This window comes from Caballeronia temeraria (assembly GCF_001544795.2).
Taxonomy (GTDB): domain Bacteria; phylum Pseudomonadota; class Gammaproteobacteria; order Burkholderiales; family Burkholderiaceae; genus Caballeronia; species Caballeronia temeraria.
The window spans coordinates 283,976-301,029 of sequence record NZ_FCOI02000003.1; the positions used below are offsets into that span (position 1 = coordinate 283,976).

Below are 17,054 nucleotides of genomic sequence, written 5' to 3' on the forward strand. Positions count from 1 at the left end.
CGTCGCGATCGGCATTTTCGTCGCGGACATCGCGCCCGGTGGCCGCGGTCCTGCAAAGACGGCTTGAACTGGACCCAGTTTCAGCTACAACTAACTTACCGATGGAGCACGTGAGCGCATGCGACAAGCGCGCCGCATAACGGGATGCGGCGCAACCGAATCGCCGGGCAGAGAACAATGAAGAGGCCAAAACGAAGCTGCATCGTGCTCGCAGGCGCCGCGATGTCGGCGCTGCTGATGATATCGGCTAGCGTGTCCCGCGCCGAATCGACGACGCTCGCGCAGGTCAAGGCACGAGGCGTTCTGCGATGCGGCGTCAGCGACGGCATCGCCGGCTTCTCGCGGCAGGACGCGAGCGGCCGCTGGTCGGGCATCGACGCGGATTTCTGCCGCGCCGTGGCCGCGGCCACGCTGGGCGATCCGGAGAAGGTCGATTTCATTGCGCTCAGGACATCCGCGCGCTTTCCGGCGCTCAGGACCGGCCGGATCGACCTGCTCGCGCGCAGCACCACGTGGACGCTCCTGCGTGAAGGCACGCTCGGGATCCAGTTCGCAGGCGTGCTCTTTTACGACGCGCAGTCCTTCATGGTTTGGACGAAGAACGGCGCGCGCGCGGCGTCGGCGCTCAAGGGCGCGACCGTCTGCGTGCAGCGGGAGACGTCCAGCGAAGCCAATCTCGCCGGTTATTCGCACGCGAACTCGCTCGATCTGAAACCGCTGGCCGTGGGTTCCGTCGCGGAACTGGAGCAGACGTTCCTGTCCGGCCGATGCAGCGCCCTGACAGCGGACGCTTCGCTGCTCGCCGCGCTGCGCAACCGCGCGCCCGACGGCCCCGGCGCCATGACGATCCTGCCGGAACGCATCTCGAAGCAGCCGCACGCGCCGGCCGTGCGCGCGGGCGATGACACCTGGCTCGTCATCGTGCGATGGGTGCTCTTCACGCTGATCGCCGCGGAGGAACTGGACGTGACCCGTCAGAACGCAAGCGGACGCCTGCGCGATCCGCTCATCGCCCGCGCGCTGATTCCGGACGCGAGCGTCACCGCGGCGCTCGGCATCGAGCCCGGCTGGACCATGCGCGCATTGACGAGCGCCGGCAACTACGGAGAACTGTTCGATCGCAATCTCGGCGCCGCAAGCCCGCTCGGGATCGAACGCGGACTCAACAACCTCTACACGCACGGCGGCCTGATGTATGCCCCGCCGATGCAATAGCGCGCGCCGAAACATCATGAGCGAATGGCAGATCTATCTCGTCGTCGGCGTGTTCGCGGCAGTGATCCTCGTGATCGCGTTCGATCTGATCGACATGGCCGTTGCCGCGCTCGTCGGCGCGAGCGTGCTGATCGCGCTTCGCATCATCGACGAGCAGGATCTGATCGCCACCGCACGGACCTCGGCGGGACCGATCAGCCTTCTGTTCGGCGGCATGATCGTCGCGCGCATTCTGTCGACGACCGGCCTGTTCGATCTCGTCGGCGAGCACTATCTGCGGGCCACGGCGGGCAGCGGCAAGCGCTTCCTGCTTCTGCTGATCGTGATCGTCGCGCCGTTGTGCGCGCTCCTTCCCAACGCGACGACCGTGGTCCTGCTCGCGCCGATCATCATTCGCGTGGCGCGCGCGCTCGACTTCGATATCGTGCCGCCGATGATCCTCACCGCGATCCTGAGCAACGCCGCCGGGCTTCTGACGCTCGTGGGCGATCCGGCGACGTTCCTCGTGGGCAGTTCGGTCGGCATGAGTTTCGGGGAATATCTGCGCCGCGCGAGTCTCGGCGGCCTGCTCGCGATCGCCGTGGTGATTCCGCTGCTTCCTGTGCTGATGCGCGACATCTGGCGGAGCACGCGGCCCCTGCCGCCGCGCGCTACGCAGGCAAAACTGCAACGTCCGGTCTACGCCGCGCTGGCGCTCGCCGTGCTCGCCCTCATGATGGTGCTGTTCGTGCTCGGCGAGGAACTGCCGACGCGCATCGTGCCGCCCGTGGTCGCGGTGATCGCCAGCGCGCTCGCGCTGCTCGTCGCCTATGCATTCAGGATCGAACCGACCGACAGAGTGCTGCGCGACGTCGACTGGAAAACGCTCCTGTTCCTCGCCTGCATCTTCTGTCTCGTGCAGGGCATGGCCAAGACGGGACTGCTGCAGGTCATGTCGCTCAAGCTCTATGAAGTGTTCGGCACGCGGCTCACGCTCGTCGCGCTGGCGATGATCTGCGGAATCGGCCTGCTTTCGTCCGTGCTCGCGAACGTGCCGGTCGCGGCCGCGTCCATCGTGATGGTGAAAGGGTATCTGGTCACGGCCGAGCTCGTTCCGGAGGCCGCGCTGTCCGACCAGTTCACGCAATGGCCCGCCGCGGTCATTCCCGTCTTCGTCGGCATGATGTACGGGGCGACGCTCGGCGGCAACGCGACGCTCGTCGGATCGGCGGCGAACATCGTGGCCGCCGGCATCTGCGCCCAGGAAGGCGCGCCGGTCAGCTTCGGCCGGTTCCTGCGCTATGGTCTGCCGCTTACGCTATGCCAGCTCGCGGTCACGGCCATTTACGTGATCGTTCTTGCCAACCTTCTGCGCTGAACGTCTGTTCATGTCATCCGGTCATTCACCTGTTCAACACGAGCGCGCTGGCCGCGTCACGCAAGGCTGGACGCGCCATGTGCCGGGCATCGCGATGCTCAAAAGCTATCGCGCGGGCTGGCTGAGGAACGACATCATCGCGGGACTCGTTTTGACGACGATGCTCGTGCCGGTCGGCGTCGCCTATGCGCAGGCGTCCGGCGTTCCCGGCGTATGCGGGCTGTACGCGACGATCGTTCCGCTCATCGCGTATGCGATCTTCGGCCCGAGCCGCATTCTCGTGCTCGGCCCCGATTCGGCGCTCGCCGCGCCCGTGCTTGCGGTCGTCGCGTTGAGCGCATCGGGCGATCCGGCGCGCGCCATCGCCGTCGCGGGCATGATGGCGATCGTCTCCGGCATCGTATGTATCGTCTTCGGCTTGCTGAAGCTCGGCTTCGTCACCGAGTTGCTGTCCAAGCCGATCCGCTACGGCTATATGAACGGCATCGCGTTCACGGTGCTGATCAGCCAGTTGCCGAAGCTCTTCGCGATATCGATCGACGATCACGGACCGTTGCGCGATATCGTGAATCTCGCGAAAGGCATCGCCGATGGACAAGCCAACTGGTATAGCTTCGCCGTCGGCGCGGCGAGCCTCGCGCTCATTCTTCTGCTCAAGCGCTTCGAGAAAGTGCCGGGCATTCTCATCGCCGTCGTGCTTGCGACGCTATGCGTGAGCGTGTTTCAGCTCGACCGGTTGGGCGTGAAAGTGCTCGGGACGATTCCGCAAGGACTGCCCGCATTCGCCTTGCCGTGGTCGAGCGATGCCGACTTCATGCGCATCGTGCTCGGCGGATGCGCGGTCGCGCTCATCTCGTTCGCCGACACGAGCGTGCTGTCACGCACTTTCGCGGCGCGCGCGAACATGCGTGTCGATCCGAATCAGGAAATGATCGGGCTTGGCGTCGCCAATCTCGCAGCCGGGCTCTTTCAGGGCTTTCCGATCAGCAGCAGTTCATCGCGCACGCCGGTCGCCGAAGCGGCGGGCGCGCGAACGCAAGTGACGGGCATCGTCGGCGCGCTCGCGGTCGCAGCGGTGCTGCTCGCGGGGCCGAATCTGCTGCGTCATCTGCCGAGCAGCGCGCTCGCGGCGGTCGTAATCGCGGCGGCCATCGGCTTGTTCGAATTCAGGGATCTGAAGCGCATTTATCGCATTCAGCAATGGGAATTCTGGCTGTCGATATCCTGCTTCGTCGGCGTCGCGGTATTCGGCGCGATTCCCGGCATCTGCATCGCCGTGGTGATCGCGGTCATCGAATTTCTGTGGGACGGATGGCGGCCGCATTACGCCGTGCTCGGCCGCGTGGAAGGCTTGCGCGGATATCACGACATGAAGCGTTATCCGCACGCCGAACAGATTCCGGGCTTGCTGCTATTTCGCTGGGACGCGCCGCTCTTCTTCGCGAACGCGGAGCTGTTTCAGCAGCGCGTGCTCGAAGCGGTGGCGCAGGCGCCGACGCCCGTGAAGCGCGTCGTCATGACGTCCGAGCCGGTTACGAGCGTCGATGTCACGTCCGCCGACATGCTGCGCGAACTGCATCGCGTGTTGAGCGAACGCGGCATCGCGCTGCATTTTGCCGAGATGAAAGACCCGGTGCGCGACAAGCTCAGGCGCTTCGAACTGACGCCGATCTTCCCCGACACCTGCTTTCATCCGACGATAGGCAGCGCCGTCGATGACTATCTCGCCGCTCAGACGCCCGCTGACTGAACATCGGCGAAGCGCGCCCTGAGCGTCTTCTTGTCGATCTTGCCGACGCTCGTCTTGCTGATCGCATCGACGAAGCGCACGTCGCGCGGCACCGCATAGCGCGAGATGCGTCCCGTTTCCGCGATGTCGCGCAGATAGCGCGAGATCGATTCTTCGGTGACGAGCGTCGTGCCGTCGGCTCGCCGTACGACGAGCGCAAGCGGCCGCTCGCCCCACTTCGCATCGGGCACGCCGATCACCGCGACCTCGGCCACGCCCGGCAACTGCGAGATGAGGCTTTCGACTTCGAGCGACGACACCCATTCGCCGCCCGACTTGATGACGTCCTTCATGCGATCGGTGATGCGCAGATAGCCCGCCGCATCGACATGGCCGATGTCCTGCGTATGCAGCGCGCCGCCGTGCCACAACTGCGCGGAGGCCTCGCGATTCTTCAGATAGCCTTGCGTGAGCCACGGCGCGCGCGCGACGATCTCGCCGCACGTGCGGCCATCGCGCGGCGCTTCGTGCATCGTATCGTCGACGATGCGCAGATCCACCAGCGGAATCGCGCGGCCGGTCGTGCAGCGCAGGCGCACTTGCTCGTCGGCGTCGAGCGTGTCCGCGTGCGGCGGCAGTTGCGCGAGACTCAGCAGAGGCCCGCTCTCCGACATGCCATACCCCGAGAACACATCGATGCCGCGTGCGAGCGCCGCGCGCGCGAGCCCTTCGGTCAGCGCGCCGCCGCCGATCACGACTTTCCATCGACGCAGATCGACGGCTTCGGCATCCGGACACGACAGCAGCATATGCAAAATCGTGCCGACGCAATGCGAGAACGTCACGCCCTCTTCCTCGATCAGACGCATGATGTTCTGCGGCAGATAGCGGCCAGGATAGACCTGCTTCACACCGAGCATCGTCGCGATATAGGGCATGCCCCATGCGTGCACGTGGAACATCGGCGTGAGCGGCATATAGACATCGCCACGATGAAAGCGCTGGCCGCTCGCGGGACTCGCGAGCGCGGCCATGCCTGCGATCGTATGCAGCACGAGCTGGCGATGCGAGAAGTACACGCCCTTCGGCTTGCCGGTCGTGCCGGTCGTATAGAAGGTCGTGGCGCGGGTGTTTTCGTCGAAGTCGTGGAACTCGCGCACGGGTTCGGCCGCCGCGAGCATCGCTTCGTATTCTTGCGCGAACGTGATGCCGTGATCCGGAATCGTCGCGCCCTGATCGTCGATCCAGATGAAGGTGCGCACGGTTTCGAGGCGCGTTCTGATCGCATCGATGACCGGCAGAAAGTCCGTATGCACGATGAGAATCTCCGCGCCCGCATGATTGAGCGTGTAGAGAATCTCGTCCTGCGATAGCCGCACGTTCACCGATTGCAGCACCGCGCCCATCATCGGCACCGCGAAATAGCATTCGAGGTAGCGATGGCTGTCCCAGTCCATCATCGCGACGGTGCTGCCGTGTTTCGCGCCGAGCGCATCGAGCCCGTTCGCGAGACGCGCGACGCGCTCCGCGAGCGTGCGATACGAGAGCCGCACTTCGCCGCGGTACACGATCTCCTGATCCGGCGTGTTCGCGAGCGGCGTGTGCAGCAACTGCTTGATGAGCAGCGGGTACGCATACGCGTCGGGTGCGGCGTGCGCGTCAAAGTGCGGGTGGTGCATCCTTCTCTCCAGCTCAGAAGTTGTGGCGCAGGCCAAGCATGGCCGCGGTCGTCGACTTGCCCGGCGCGGTCGGCTGGCCGTAGACGATCATCTGGTTCATCGTGCCGTTGTTGTTCACGTGGCCGACTTCCGCATACGCGAGCGTGCGCTTGGACAGGTTGTATTCCGCGCCGATCGCGACTTCCAGCGAATGATTCGACGAGTCGTTCTTGTCCTTGATGTAGTAGACGCCGGTCGTCACGTTCAGATCGGGCGCGAAGCGATAGCCGAGGCCGCCCGAGTACATGTCGTAGTTGGCGTGATCCGAATTCGCCGGATTTTTGCCGTTCGCGTACGACAGCGAGAACGAGAAGCCGTGCGTCGTGTACAGGCCGCCGAAGTACATCATGCGGTTGTTGTTGAGACCCGTCGGCACCGAGCCGGGCGCGGGATTCGCGTCGTGGCCGTTGTAGTAGACAGCCGTGAGCGTCAGGCCGAAGTTCGAATACTTCAGCACCGCCGATTCACGCGTGCCGCCCTGAAACTGTCCCGCGACGCCGCCCGGCGCATATTCGAGCGACGCCGACAAACCCGCCCACGTGGGCGACACATAGACGAGCGCGTTGCTGTCATAGAGCGCGCCGATCGAGCCGTTGGTGCTCGTGCCGGGCCATCCCGCCGCCGTGTTCATGCCGAGCCAGGCGGTCAGCACGCTGCCGAAGTATTGCGCGCGGCGCACGTCGGTGTCGTACATGGCCCAGATCATCGGCACGATCTGACGGCCCGCGTTGAAGGTGCCGAACGGGCCGGACACGCCGACCGTCGCGTATTGATTGAACATCGCGGTGGCGCCCGGCGTATCGCTCAGGCCGGACTTGCCGGTGCCCGAATCGAACGAGCCTTGCAGCTTCACGTTGACGAAATAACCGCCGCCGAGATCCTCGGTTGCCTTCAGGCCCCAGATGCTCGAATAGATGCCGCCGTCCTTGAAGCGATACACCTTCCCCGTGTCCGGCGCGTTGTGCGCGAAAGTCGCGGCGGACGTGCTCTGATACAGCAGGCCGGCGTCGAGCACGCCGTAGAGCGTCACGCTGGATTGGGCATGGGCGCCGCCGGCGGCCAGCACGAGCCCTGCGGCAGTGGCAAATCTGAGCTTCATCGAGTCTCCCGAGCTTGTTTTTGAGCGCGCCGCGTACCGTATTGCCGCGACGTCGAGGCAAGAATACGCATCGGGAATGCACGAAACCCCTCTCGCGTGGAGAGGGGTAGGGATTGCGAGAGAGGCGGGAAAACCCTGCTGAAAGCCCTTGAAAAAGGCGCTATTGCACGCCTTCGAGAAGGCCGAGCGCGATGGCGCGGCGCACCGCGTGCTTGCGCGAACTGGCGTCGAGCTTGCCGAAGAGATTCTTGAGATGCCACTTGACGGTGCCCTCGCCGACCGCCGCCGCAAGCGCGATTTCCTTGTTGCTCAGATTGCGCGCGAGCAGTTCGAGAATCTCGCATTCCTTCGGCGTGAGGATCACGCTCGGCAGCGCGCGCGGCCCGCCTTCGCCGGAGCGCGGCGGCACGCGCACCACATGCGGCGGCACGACGGGACGCTCGCCCGGGTCCACCTCGCCGGCTTCGCTCACGCGCCGCGCCCAGTCGGCGAGCGCGGGATGCGCGTCGATCAGCACGCGCCCGAGGTGATACGCGCGCGCGAGGTTCAGCGCTTCGAGAAACGGCGCATGGCCGTCGCCCGTTGCGCGTTCCTGCGCGAACGCCCGCAAGGCCATCAGTTCGATGCGCTGGCGTCCGCGCTTCATCGTCGCGGCGATCTGCTCCGCGCGCGCGAGCGGGTCGATCGCGGCCTGCCAGTCCTGCCGCGCGAGCGCCGCGCTGCCGTGCGCCATCGACTGGAGCAGCTGTACGGATTGCCGCCAGATCGGTCCGCGCGTGGCGATATGTTCATCGACGATTTCGTCGATGCGCGCGATGAGCGCATCGCAGGTTTGCGCGCGATAGCGCCCCGCGTGCGCGCTCACCTGTTCCGCGAGGCTCGTCACGCAAAGACGCGGCAGATTGCGCGCGACGCCCATCGCGTAGAGCATTTCGAGCAGATCGAGCGCGCGATGCTCGTCGCCGCGCAAGGCCGCGATGCGCGCCGCCGTGCGATACGCGAGCACGACCGTCTCCGGCATCGCGGCGCGTTCGAGCACGTCGAGCCGATTCGCGAGCAGCGCACCCGCCTCGTCAATGCGATCGTCCTCGTACGCGATCGATGCGCACGTCGCCGCGAACATGCACGTCAGCGGATGACGCCGCCCGAGGTCCTCTTCGGCGCTCGCGAGCGCGGGCAGCAGCACGCTTTCGGCGAGCTTCACCTGCCCTTCCTGCAGCCACGTGAGGCCGACCATGTGATCGCCCCAGCGCACCACATAGCCGAGTCCCTTGCCGGTCTGCGCCCGGGTCAGCGCCTGCTGCAGACGCCGGGCCTGCGCCGGCTCGCCGAGCAGCATCGCGCGGGCGGCGAGGCGGTTCGCGTGCGCTTGCGCGAGCCACGATTCCCTGGGCGGCGGCGTCTGCGCCCACGGCTCGAAGAGCGCCAGGAAGCGGTCCGGATCGTCGGCGTACCACGCGGCCGCGCTCAGGATCAGCGCGCATTCATAGCGCAGGGCGTCGTCGGCGCCGGGCGATGCCAGCACGCGCTCCACCTGACGCTGCGCCTCGCGATGACGTTCGCCGAGCGCCAGCGCCCACGCGACGGCGAGGCACAGGCGCGGGCGCTGTTCGAGTTCGGCTTCCGGCAGACGTTCCAGCCAGTCCAGCACCGTGCCGAGCTGGCCCTGTTTCACGGCATCGTGCAGCGATTGTTCCGCCAGTTCGTACGCATGTTCGCGATCGCCCGCCGCATGCGCGTGACGTGCCGCCTGTTCGAGCATGCCGCGCGCGCCGAGCCAGTGCGCCGCGCTCCGATGCAGCGCCGCGCGTTCATCGTCGGCGAGTGCGCCGAAGCGCGTCTGCAGCACGTCGCGCACGAGCGGATGCAGACGGCACCAGTCGCTTTCCTCGGCCGTGACGAAGACGGGCGTATCGCGGGTGAGGCGGGCCAGGCGCTGCGGCGCGTCGGCGTTGCCGGTGAGCGCGGCGCACAGGTCCGGATGCAGCACGTCCGCCACGCTGATATCGACGAGAAAGCGCTCATCATCGGACGAAAGCTCGCTCAGCAGCGCCGCGACGAGCGGCTCGCGCAGGCCGCGCGGGCCCGCCGCGAGATTGTCGAGCGCCGCGCGCGGGTCCTGCGCACGCGCCATTGCGGTGAGCGCGAGTTGCAGGCCGAGCGGCCAGCCGCCGGTGATTTCGAAGAGTCGCGCGCAGGCGTCGGCATCCACGCGCGCGCCGAAACGCTGCGTGACGAGCGCGATGGTCTCGTCGACGCGAAAACGCAGCGCCTCCGGCGCGACCAGTTCCGCCTGCCCGTAGGCGAGCAGCTCCGCCGCCGGCTTGTCCAGCCCCTGCCGCCCCGCCGCGACGATGCGCAGATTCTGCGGCGCGTTGTGCATCACGTAGTCGAGCAGTTGCGCGCCGGCTTCCGGCAGACGATCGGCTTCATCGACGATCAGCACGACATCGAGCGAAAGCTGCGCGAGTTCCGCGAGCCAGGCGGTGGCGAGATCGAATGCCCCGGCGGGTGCGCCCGGCGTGTCCGCGATCAGACGCCCGAACGCCGGGCGCGCGCAGGCCGTGCGGATCGCGTAGACGAGCGCGCGGGGAAAGCGCTCGGCGTCGTCGCGATCGTCGGCGAGCAGCCACGCGACCGCCGCGCCGCGCGCCAGAAACTCGCGCCGCCATTGCGCGAGCAGCGACGTCTTGCCGTAGCCCGCGCCCGCCTGCACGAGCACGATCTGGCTGCGGGCGGTGTCGGCGTTCAGGCGCGCGCGCGCGAGCAGGCCGGACGGCGCGCGGGGCGCCATCGTCTTCAAAACGAGTTCGGTGGAGGGGGAATCGCTGGGCATCGGGAATTTTTTAGTTTTTCTAGGATGGTTCGGATTGCGCGCGCGCGTCAAGCCCCTCCCGACGCGAGAGGGGCGCGCGCCCCTCTCGCGCACTACGATGCAATCAACCGTGCAATCGCAAACCGAAGGATCATCATGTACCGACATCTGCTCGTGCCCGTCGAGCGCAGCGACGCCAGCGTCGAGGCGATTGGCCATGCGGCCGAGCTCGCGCGATCGCTCGGCGCGCGCATCACCTTCGTCTGCCGTCATGCGGGCAAAGGCGACGATGCAGCGCAGCATCGGCAAGCGCACGCGCTGCTGGCCCGCGCCGAGGCCGCGGCGCGCGCGCAGGGCGTGCCGGCGACCGTGGTCGCGGGCAACGGCGACGCGTCGTTCGACAGCATCAACCCGCAGGCCGCGCGTGATTACGACCTCGTGTGCATCGCGCAAGGCGGCGCGGTGCCGCCCGTGCCCGGCGTCGCGGTGCTCGTCGCCCCGCGCGACGCCCGTCCGATGGTCACGAAGGCGGTCGCCGCGCTGCTCGCCGTGCATCGCATGCGCTCGGACGCTTACGACGACGCGCTGCGCACGGATCGGCCCGACGCGCGAACGATCGAACGTCTTCGCGAAGCACACCGTGAAGAAACCGCACTGACGATGGCACTGCGCGAGCGCACATCGACGCTCGACGCCGAACTCGACGAACTCGCGCGCCTCGCCGAACGCGAAGCGGCGTCGCTTGAGCGGGTGGCGCAAGCGCTCGCGAGCGGCGCGGTCATCGACGACACCTTGCTTGCGTGCGCACGTTTCGCGTGCGAGCGCATGGGACGCATCGAAGGCGTCGTGCTGCCGGCCGCGCGCCGCTATCTGCGCGATACCGACTGGAACACGCTCGCCGGCAACGTCCGCTGAACGCAACGAACGAAACAGGAGATGAAATCAATGGCACATGCAATCCGCTTTCATGAAACAGGCGGCCCCGAAGTGTTGCGCTGGGAAGAAGTCGAAGTCGGCGAACCCGGCCCGTTCGAAGTCCGGCTGCGTCACGAAGCCGTCGGCCTCAATTTCGCGGACACGTATTTCCGCTCCGGCCTCTATCCGGTGCCGCTGCCTTCGGGCATGGGCGTCGAGGCGGCGGGCGTCGTCGAAAAAGCCGGCGCGAACGTTACGCATCTGAAGGAAGGCGATCGCGTCACCTACACTGGTTTCATCAACACGCTCGGCGCGTACAGCACGGAGCGCATCATCGCCGCCGCGCCGCTCATCAAGCTGCCCGATGCGATCGATTGCACGCGCGCCGCCGCGATGACGATGCGCGGCCTCACCGCCGCGTATCTGATGACGCGCATCCGCCCGTTTCAGCGCGGCGACACGCTGCTGCTGCATGCGGCGGCGGGCGGCGTCGGGCTGATCGTGTCGCAATGGGCGAAGCTGCTCGGCGTCACGGTGATCGGCACGGTATCGAGCGAGGAAAAGGCGCATGTGGCGCGCGAGCATGGCACGACGCACACGATCGACTACAGCCGCGAAGACGTGGCCGCGCGCGTGCGCGAACTGACCGATGGCAAAGGCGTGAACGCGGTATTCGACAGCGTCGGCAAGACGACCTTCAACGCCTCGCTCGATTCGCTCGCGCGGCGCGGTCTGATGGTGTGCGTCGGCACGGCATCCGGCCCGATTCCGCCGTTCGATCCGCAATTGCTCGCGATGAAAGGCTCGCTCTATCTGACGCGCCCGGCGCTCGCGGATTACATCGCCGATCCCGCCGAGAAGAACGCGCTCGCCGCGGAACTGTTCGATCATGTCGCGAACGGGCGCATTCGCATCGAGATCAATCAGCGCTACGCACTGCAAGATGCCCAGGACGCTCATCGCGATCTGGAAGCGCGCAAGACCACGGGTTCGTCCGTGTTCGTCGTCTGAGGAGACATCATGCGTATTCAGCCACTCACTTGCGCGATCGGCGCCGAACTCACGAACGTGAATCTCGCCGATGCCATTCACGACGACGCCCTCTTCGCCGAGATCCGCGCCGCGCTGCTCGCGCATCGCGTGCTCTTTCTGCGCGATCAGGAGATCACGCGCGCCGAGCATGTCGCGTTCGCGCGGCGCTTCGGCGAACTGGAAGATCATCCGGTCGCGGGAAGCGATCCGGAACATCCGGGACTCGTGCGTATCTACAAGTCGCCGGATCAGCCCAATGATCGCTACGAAAACGCGTGGCACACGGATGCGACATGGCGCGTCGCGCCGCCCTTCGGTTGCGTGCTGCGCTGCGTCGAAACGCCGCCCGTCGGTGGCGACACGATGTGGGCGAACATGGTCCTCGCGTATGAGAACCTGCCCGCGCACGTGAAGGAGCAGATCGCGGATCTGCGCGCGCGGCACAGCATCGAGGCGAGCTTCGGCGCGGCCATGCCGATCGAAAAGCGCCTCGCGCTCAAGGCGCAGTTTCCCGATGCCGAACATCCGGTCGTGCGCACGCATCCGGAAACCGGCGAGAAGGTGCTGTTCGTCAACGCGTTCACGACGCACTTCACGAACTATCACACGCCCGAGCGCGTGCGCTTCGGCCAGGACGCGAATCCCGGCGCGGGACAGTTGCTCGCGTATTTGCTGAGCCAGGCCTATATCCCCGAATACCAGGTGCGCTGGCGCTGGTCGAAAAACAGCATGGCGATCTGGGACAACCGCAGCACGCAGCATTACGCGGTGATGGATTACCCGCCGTGCCATCGCAAGATGGAGCGCGCGGGGATCATCGGCGACGTGCCTTTCTGACTTTCGATGCCGGTTCCTTTCCGGCATGACCATTACCTTTAATTCGGATACCTAAACGGAGTTCACCATGCAATTCTTCGATGATTCGCTGCATCCCGAGAATCAGGACAAGGTCGTCATCACCGTCGCGCCGTACGGGCCGGAGTGGATGCCCGCCGACTTCCCCGAAGACATCCCCGTGACGATGGACGAGCACGTGCAAAAGGCCGTCGATTGCTACAACGCGGGCGCAACGGTGCTGCATCTGCATGTGCGCGAAGAAGATGGCAAAGGCAGCAAGCGCCTCTCGAAGTTCAACGAACTGCTCGGCCGTCTGCGCGAAGCCGTGCCCGACATGATCCTGCAAGTGGGCGGCTCGATCTCCTTCGCACCCGAAGACGACGGCGCCGCCGCGAAATGGCTGTCCGACGACACGCGTCACATGCTCGCCGATCTCACGCCGGCGCCGGATCAGGTGACCGTCGCGATCAACACGGTGCAGATGAACATCACCGAACTCATGAACCGCGACGACATCGCCGGGACGTCGCTTGCCGAGCCCGCTTACTGGGAAGCGTATCGCGAGATGACGGTGCCCGCCGGTCCGGGCTGGGTCGACGAGCATCTGCGCCGTCTTCAGAACGCGGGCATCCAGCCGCACTTCCAGCTCACCGGCATGCACTCGCTGGAGACGCTCGAACGCATCATCCGGCGCGGCGCGTATCGCGGGCCGCTGAACGTGACGTGGGTCGGCATCGGCGGCGGCTTCGACGGTCCCAATCCGTACAACTTCATGGAGTTCGTGCGACGCTGCCCGGACGGCTCGTGCATCACGCTCGAATCGCTGATGAAGAACGTGCTGCCGATCAACACGATGGCGATGGCGATGGGCCTGCACCCGCGCTGCGGCATCGAGGACACGATCATCGATCAGCGCGGCAACCGCATGACCTCCGTGCAGCAGATCGAGCAATGCGTGCGTATCGCGCGTGAGCTCGGCCGCGATATCGCGAGCGGCAAGGAAGCGCGCGAGATCTACAAGATCGGCGTGCAGTACGACAGCATCGACGAAACGCTCGCGAGCCTCGGCATGAGCCCGAACCGCCGCGCCGGCCAGTTGAACGTGCCGCTGCGCGCAGCATAAGAATCCGTGCAATAGAACATATCGGCGCACAGCCGAAGGAACACGGAGGAGACGATTTTGGAACTGCATTGCGCAAACCCCGCTGTATCCGATGCCGCCGCGTCCACGATCCCGCGCCGCTATGCGTGGGTCGTGTTCGCGCTGACCTTCGGCTTGCTGCTGTCCGACTACATGTCGCGTCAGGTGCTCAACGCAGTCTTTCCGCTGCTGAAGGCCGCATGGGGCCTGTCCGACACGCAGCTCGGCTCGCTGAGCAGCGTCGTCGCGTTGATGGTGGGACTGCTCACCTTGCCGCTTTCGGTGCTCGCGGATCGCTGGGGACGCGTCAAAAGCCTCGTGCTGATGGCGTTGCTCTGGAGCTTCGCGACGCTGGGCTGTGCGCTCGCGACGCACTACGGCGAAATGCTGGCGGCGCGCGCGATCGTCGGTCTCGGCGAAGCGGCGTATGGAAGCGTGGGCATCGCGCTCATTCTCAGCATCTTTCCGGCGCATCTGCGCTCGACGCTCACCGGCGCGTTCATGGCCGGCGGCGCGTTCGGCTCGGTGCTGGGCATGGCGCTCGGCGGCTATGTCGCCGTGCGCTTCGGCTGGCGCTGGTCGTTCGGCGTGATGGCGCTCTTCGGCATGGTGCTCGTCGCCGTGTACTGGATGACGGTCACGGAAAAGCGCATCGCCTCGAATCAGGCGCGCGAAGTGCGCACGGACGGCACGCGCATCGGGCTTCGCGGGCTCGTCAGTGCGCTCTTTTCATCGGTATCGGTGATTTGCGCGTATATCGGCAGCGGCTTGCAGCTTTTCATCATGGCGGCCGTGCTCGCGTGGATGCCGAGCTATCTGAACCGCTACTACGGCCTCGCGCCCGACAAGGCCGGCGCTGGCGCGGCGGTGTTCGTGCTGATCGGCGGCATCGGCATGGTGGTGTGCGGCATCGCGACGGATCGCCTGAGCCGCGGCGTGCCCGCGCGCAAATGGCTCACCGCGATCGCGTATTGCGCCGTCTCCTTCGTGTTGATCGGGCTGGCGTTCCGTCTGCCTGCGGGACCGCTTCAGCTCGTGCTGCTCGGCGCGGGTTTGCTTGTCGTCGCGGGGACATCGGGGCCGGCCGGTGCGATGGTCGCGAATCTCACGCCATCCGCGATTCACGCGTCGGCATTCGCCACGCTCACGCTCGCGAACAATCTGCTCGGCATGGCGCCGGGGCCGCTCGTGACGGGCTTTCTCGCGGACCGCATCGGCCTGCTGGGCGCGTTGCAGACGATTCCGCTCGTGAGCCTCGGCGCGATGCTCGCCTTCACGCTCGGACGGCTGCGCTACACGCGCGATCTGCGCCGTCTCGATTCGCTGCGCCCACACGCGGCCGCTCAATGATCGATTAGGAATACATAGCATGAACGCATCACCGAATGCCCCGACGATTCTCATGGTTCCGGGTCTGCGCGATCACGTCGAGGATCACTGGCAGACGCACTTCGCCAACGCGCATCCGAATGTGCGCACCGTGCCGCCGCTGCAACGCGACAAGCTCGATCGCAGCGCGCGTGTCGCCGCGCTCGATGCGGCGTTGTCGCAGATCTCGGGGCCGGTCGTGCTCGTCGCGCACAGCGCCGGCGTGATGATCACCGTGCATTGGGCACAGCGTCGGCGTCGCGAGATTCAGGGTGCGCTGCTCGTCACGCCGCCGGATTTCGATTCACCCTTGCCCGAGGGTTACCCGACGCTCGAAGAACTCAGGCTGCACGGATGGCTGCCTACGCCGCGCGAGCGTCTGCCGTTTCCGTGCACGGTCGCGGCGAGCCATGACGATCCGCTCGCGCGGTTCGAACGCGTGGTCGGCATGGCGAACGACTGGGGTGCGCGTCTCGTCGATCTCGGTAAAGTGGGCCACATGAATCCGGCGTCGGGCTTCGGCGTATGGCGCGACGCGGAGCATTACATCGCGGAGATCGTCGAGCGTTAAGCCGACATGCCTTCGAGTATGTTCACCGACGCCTGCGCCGCGACTTCGCAGCCCAGGACGATATGCGCCTCGGCGGTATCCTCGATGAAATCGTGACTGACGCCGCCGATGCTCGGCACGAACAGCATGCACGCCGGCACATGATGCGCGATGACCTGCGCATCGTGCGACGCGCCGCTCGGCATGCGTTCCCACTGACCGGGCGCGAGCGCTTCGGCGGCATCCGCGATATGCGCCTGCAACGCCGCATCCATCACGACGGGCTCTTCAGGCGGCTCGCTGTCCGTCATCGCGACGCGGGTCTTGCCTTCGGCGTTGACGTCGCGGATGAGCGCGGCGAGCGCGGCTTCCATCGCGCGCAAACGCCCGGCGCTGGCGTCGCGGAATTGCAGATACATGTCGGCAGCGCCCGGCACCACGCTGAACGAACCCGGGTCCAGCTCGATGCGCCCGACCGTCCATACGGTGTCGGCATCGGCGATCCGGCGAAACGCTTCGTCCATGCGCGCGATGAACGCGACGAGCGCCGCGCCCGCGTCGCGCCGGATCGACATCGGCGTCGTGCCTGCGTGATTGCGCTGCCCGGTGAAGCGCAGCTTCAGCTCGCGGATGCCGACGATCGTCGTCACCACGCCGATCGACTTGCCGTGCGCCTCCAGCCGCCCGCCCTGCTCGATATGCGGCTCCAGATACGCCTTGTGCCGCGTCTTGTCGATGCGCACGCGCGGCGTGCCGATGAGTCCCGCGTGCTTCAGCGCATCGCCGAGCAGCACGCCTTCGCGATTGCGCGCGCCGCGCACGGCTTCGTCGACGTTTTCTCCGACGAAACTGCGGCTGCCGAGAAATCCTGAGAACGTGCCTTCCTCGTCGATCCACGATGCAACGTCCACCGCGTAGTGACGCGTTTTTTCGCATTCGGCCAGTGCGCGCGCGATTTCCAGGCCGAAAATGACGCCGAGCGCGCCGTCGAGCCAGCCGCCGGTCGGTTGCGTGTCGGTGTGCGAGCCGATCAGCAGCGCCGGACCCGCGTTGCGCGAGCGGCCGAACACGGTGCCGACGCCATCGATCGCCGCATCCAGTCCCGCTTCGTTCATGCGTGCGGCGAGCCAGCGGCGCGCGTCCATATCGACCGATGAAAGCGACAGGCGCACGACGCCCGGCCCCGTTGCGCCGAACGTGCGCAGATGACGGAGGTCGTCGAGCAGGCGGGCGGGATTGATTTTCAGCACGGCTTGTCCTTGTCGTAGTGGTTCATGT

General features: G+C 66.3%; 13 protein-coding genes. 9 read left to right on the forward strand and 4 right to left on the reverse strand.

The features are described 5' to 3' along the window. The first annotated feature begins 204 nt into the window (after positions 1-204). The 3 genes from AWB76_RS06225 (at position 205) to AWB76_RS06235 (ending at position 4,322) form a co-directional block, all read left to right on the forward strand. Positions 205-1,215 carry an amino acid ABC transporter substrate-binding protein gene (locus AWB76_RS06225; protein WP_244173238.1) on the forward strand — a complete coding sequence of 337 codons (1,011 nt, stop codon included), beginning with the start codon at positions 205-207 and terminating at the stop codon, positions 1,213-1,215. Positions 1,216-1,231: 16 nt separating this feature from the next. Further along, entirely contained in the window at positions 1,232-2,572 is a 1,341-nt protein-coding gene (locus AWB76_RS06230; protein WP_061159250.1) for an ArsB/NhaD family transporter, read from the forward strand. 94 nt (positions 2,573-2,666) lie between these two features. Continuing rightward, positions 2,667-4,322, forward strand: a complete 1,656-nt coding sequence (locus tag AWB76_RS06235) for a SulP family inorganic anion transporter (RefSeq protein ID WP_374729913.1) — start codon at positions 2,667-2,669, stop codon at positions 4,320-4,322. On the opposite strand, the gene AWB76_RS06240 is transcribed toward AWB76_RS06235, so the two are convergent. From AWB76_RS06240 to AWB76_RS06250, 3 genes are all read right to left on the reverse strand, one after another. Beyond that, positions 4,304-5,980 (reverse strand): fatty acid--CoA ligase, encoded by a 1,677-nt coding sequence (locus AWB76_RS06240; RefSeq protein ID WP_061159252.1) that lies wholly within the window; start codon positions 5,978-5,980, stop codon positions 4,304-4,306. The genes AWB76_RS06235 and AWB76_RS06240 overlap by 19 nt on opposite strands. A gap of 13 nt (positions 5,981-5,993) precedes the next feature. Further along, positions 5,994-7,118 carry a porin gene (locus AWB76_RS06245; protein WP_061159253.1) on the reverse strand — a complete coding sequence of 375 codons (1,125 nt, stop codon included), beginning with the start codon at positions 7,116-7,118 and terminating at the stop codon, positions 5,994-5,996. Positions 7,119-7,278: 160 nt separating this feature from the next. Further along, on the reverse strand, positions 7,279-9,954 hold the full coding sequence (locus AWB76_RS06250) for a winged helix-turn-helix domain-containing protein (RefSeq protein WP_061159254.1): 2,676 nt from the start codon (positions 9,952-9,954) through the stop codon (positions 7,279-7,281). A gap of 135 nt (positions 9,955-10,089) precedes the next feature. On the opposite strand from AWB76_RS06250, the gene AWB76_RS06255 reads away from it, so the two are divergent. From AWB76_RS06255 to AWB76_RS06280, 6 genes are all read left to right on the forward strand, one after another. Beyond that, complete coding sequence (locus tag AWB76_RS06255; RefSeq protein WP_061159255.1) at positions 10,090-10,848, forward strand: universal stress protein; 759 nt, start codon at positions 10,090-10,092, stop codon at positions 10,846-10,848. A gap of 30 nt (positions 10,849-10,878) precedes the next feature. Next, the gene (locus tag AWB76_RS06260; protein WP_061159256.1) at positions 10,879-11,859 is read left to right on the forward strand and encodes a quinone oxidoreductase family protein; all 981 of its coding nucleotides are present in this window, start codon (positions 10,879-10,881) and stop codon (positions 11,857-11,859) included. Positions 11,860-11,868: 9 nt separating this feature from the next. Next, on the forward strand, positions 11,869-12,717 hold the full coding sequence (locus AWB76_RS06265; protein ID WP_061159257.1) for a TauD/TfdA dioxygenase family protein: 849 nt from the start codon (positions 11,869-11,871) through the stop codon (positions 12,715-12,717). Between the two features lie 67 nt (positions 12,718-12,784). Further along, positions 12,785-13,840 carry a beta-keto acid cleavage family enzyme gene (locus tag AWB76_RS06270; RefSeq protein ID WP_061159258.1) on the forward strand — a complete coding sequence of 352 codons (1,056 nt, stop codon included), beginning with the start codon at positions 12,785-12,787 and terminating at the stop codon, positions 13,838-13,840. A 63-nt stretch (positions 13,841-13,903) separates the two neighbouring features. After that, entirely contained in the window at positions 13,904-15,208 is a 1,305-nt protein-coding gene (locus AWB76_RS06275) for an MFS transporter (RefSeq protein WP_244173251.1), read from the forward strand. A 19-nt stretch (positions 15,209-15,227) separates the two neighbouring features. Further along, complete coding sequence (locus tag AWB76_RS06280; RefSeq protein WP_061159260.1) at positions 15,228-15,797, forward strand: RBBP9/YdeN family alpha/beta hydrolase; 570 nt, start codon at positions 15,228-15,230, stop codon at positions 15,795-15,797. Here AWB76_RS06280 and AWB76_RS06285 read toward each other — a convergent pair. Then, on the reverse strand, positions 15,794-17,026 hold the full coding sequence (locus AWB76_RS06285) for a Zn-dependent hydrolase (RefSeq protein ID WP_061159261.1): 1,233 nt from the start codon (positions 17,024-17,026) through the stop codon (positions 15,794-15,796). The two genes, AWB76_RS06280 and AWB76_RS06285, sit on opposite strands and share 4 nt — an antisense overlap. Between the last annotated feature and the right edge of the window lie 28 nt (positions 17,027-17,054).

What these genes read in the sequence shown, in the direction of transcription:
- AWB76_RS06260 (WP_061159256.1), top strand. Translation starts at nt 10,879, where the DNA reads ATGGCACATGCAATCCGCTTTCATGAAACAGGCGGCCCCGAAGTGTTG.
- AWB76_RS06235 (WP_374729913.1), top strand. Translation starts at nt 2,667, where the DNA reads ATGCTCAAAAGCTATCGCGCGGGCTGGCTGAGGAACGACATCATCGCG.
- AWB76_RS06240 (WP_061159252.1), bottom strand. Translation starts at nt 5,980, where the DNA reads ATGCACCACCCGCACTTTGACGCGCACGCCGCACCCGACGCGTATGCG.
- AWB76_RS06270 (WP_061159258.1), top strand. Translation starts at nt 12,785, where the DNA reads ATGCAATTCTTCGATGATTCGCTGCATCCCGAGAATCAGGACAAGGTC.
- AWB76_RS06255 (WP_061159255.1), top strand. Translation starts at nt 10,090, where the DNA reads ATGTACCGACATCTGCTCGTGCCCGTCGAGCGCAGCGACGCCAGCGTC.
- AWB76_RS06265 (WP_061159257.1), top strand. Translation starts at nt 11,869, where the DNA reads ATGCGTATTCAGCCACTCACTTGCGCGATCGGCGCCGAACTCACGAAC.
- AWB76_RS06250 (WP_061159254.1), bottom strand. Translation starts at nt 9,954, where the DNA reads ATGCCCAGCGATTCCCCCTCCACCGAACTCGTTTTGAAGACGATGGCG.
- AWB76_RS06280 (WP_061159260.1), top strand. Translation starts at nt 15,228, where the DNA reads ATGAACGCATCACCGAATGCCCCGACGATTCTCATGGTTCCGGGTCTG.
- AWB76_RS06230 (WP_061159250.1), top strand. Translation starts at nt 1,232, where the DNA reads ATGAGCGAATGGCAGATCTATCTCGTCGTCGGCGTGTTCGCGGCAGTG.
- AWB76_RS06245 (WP_061159253.1), bottom strand. Translation starts at nt 7,118, where the DNA reads ATGAAGCTCAGATTTGCCACTGCCGCAGGGCTCGTGCTGGCCGCCGGC.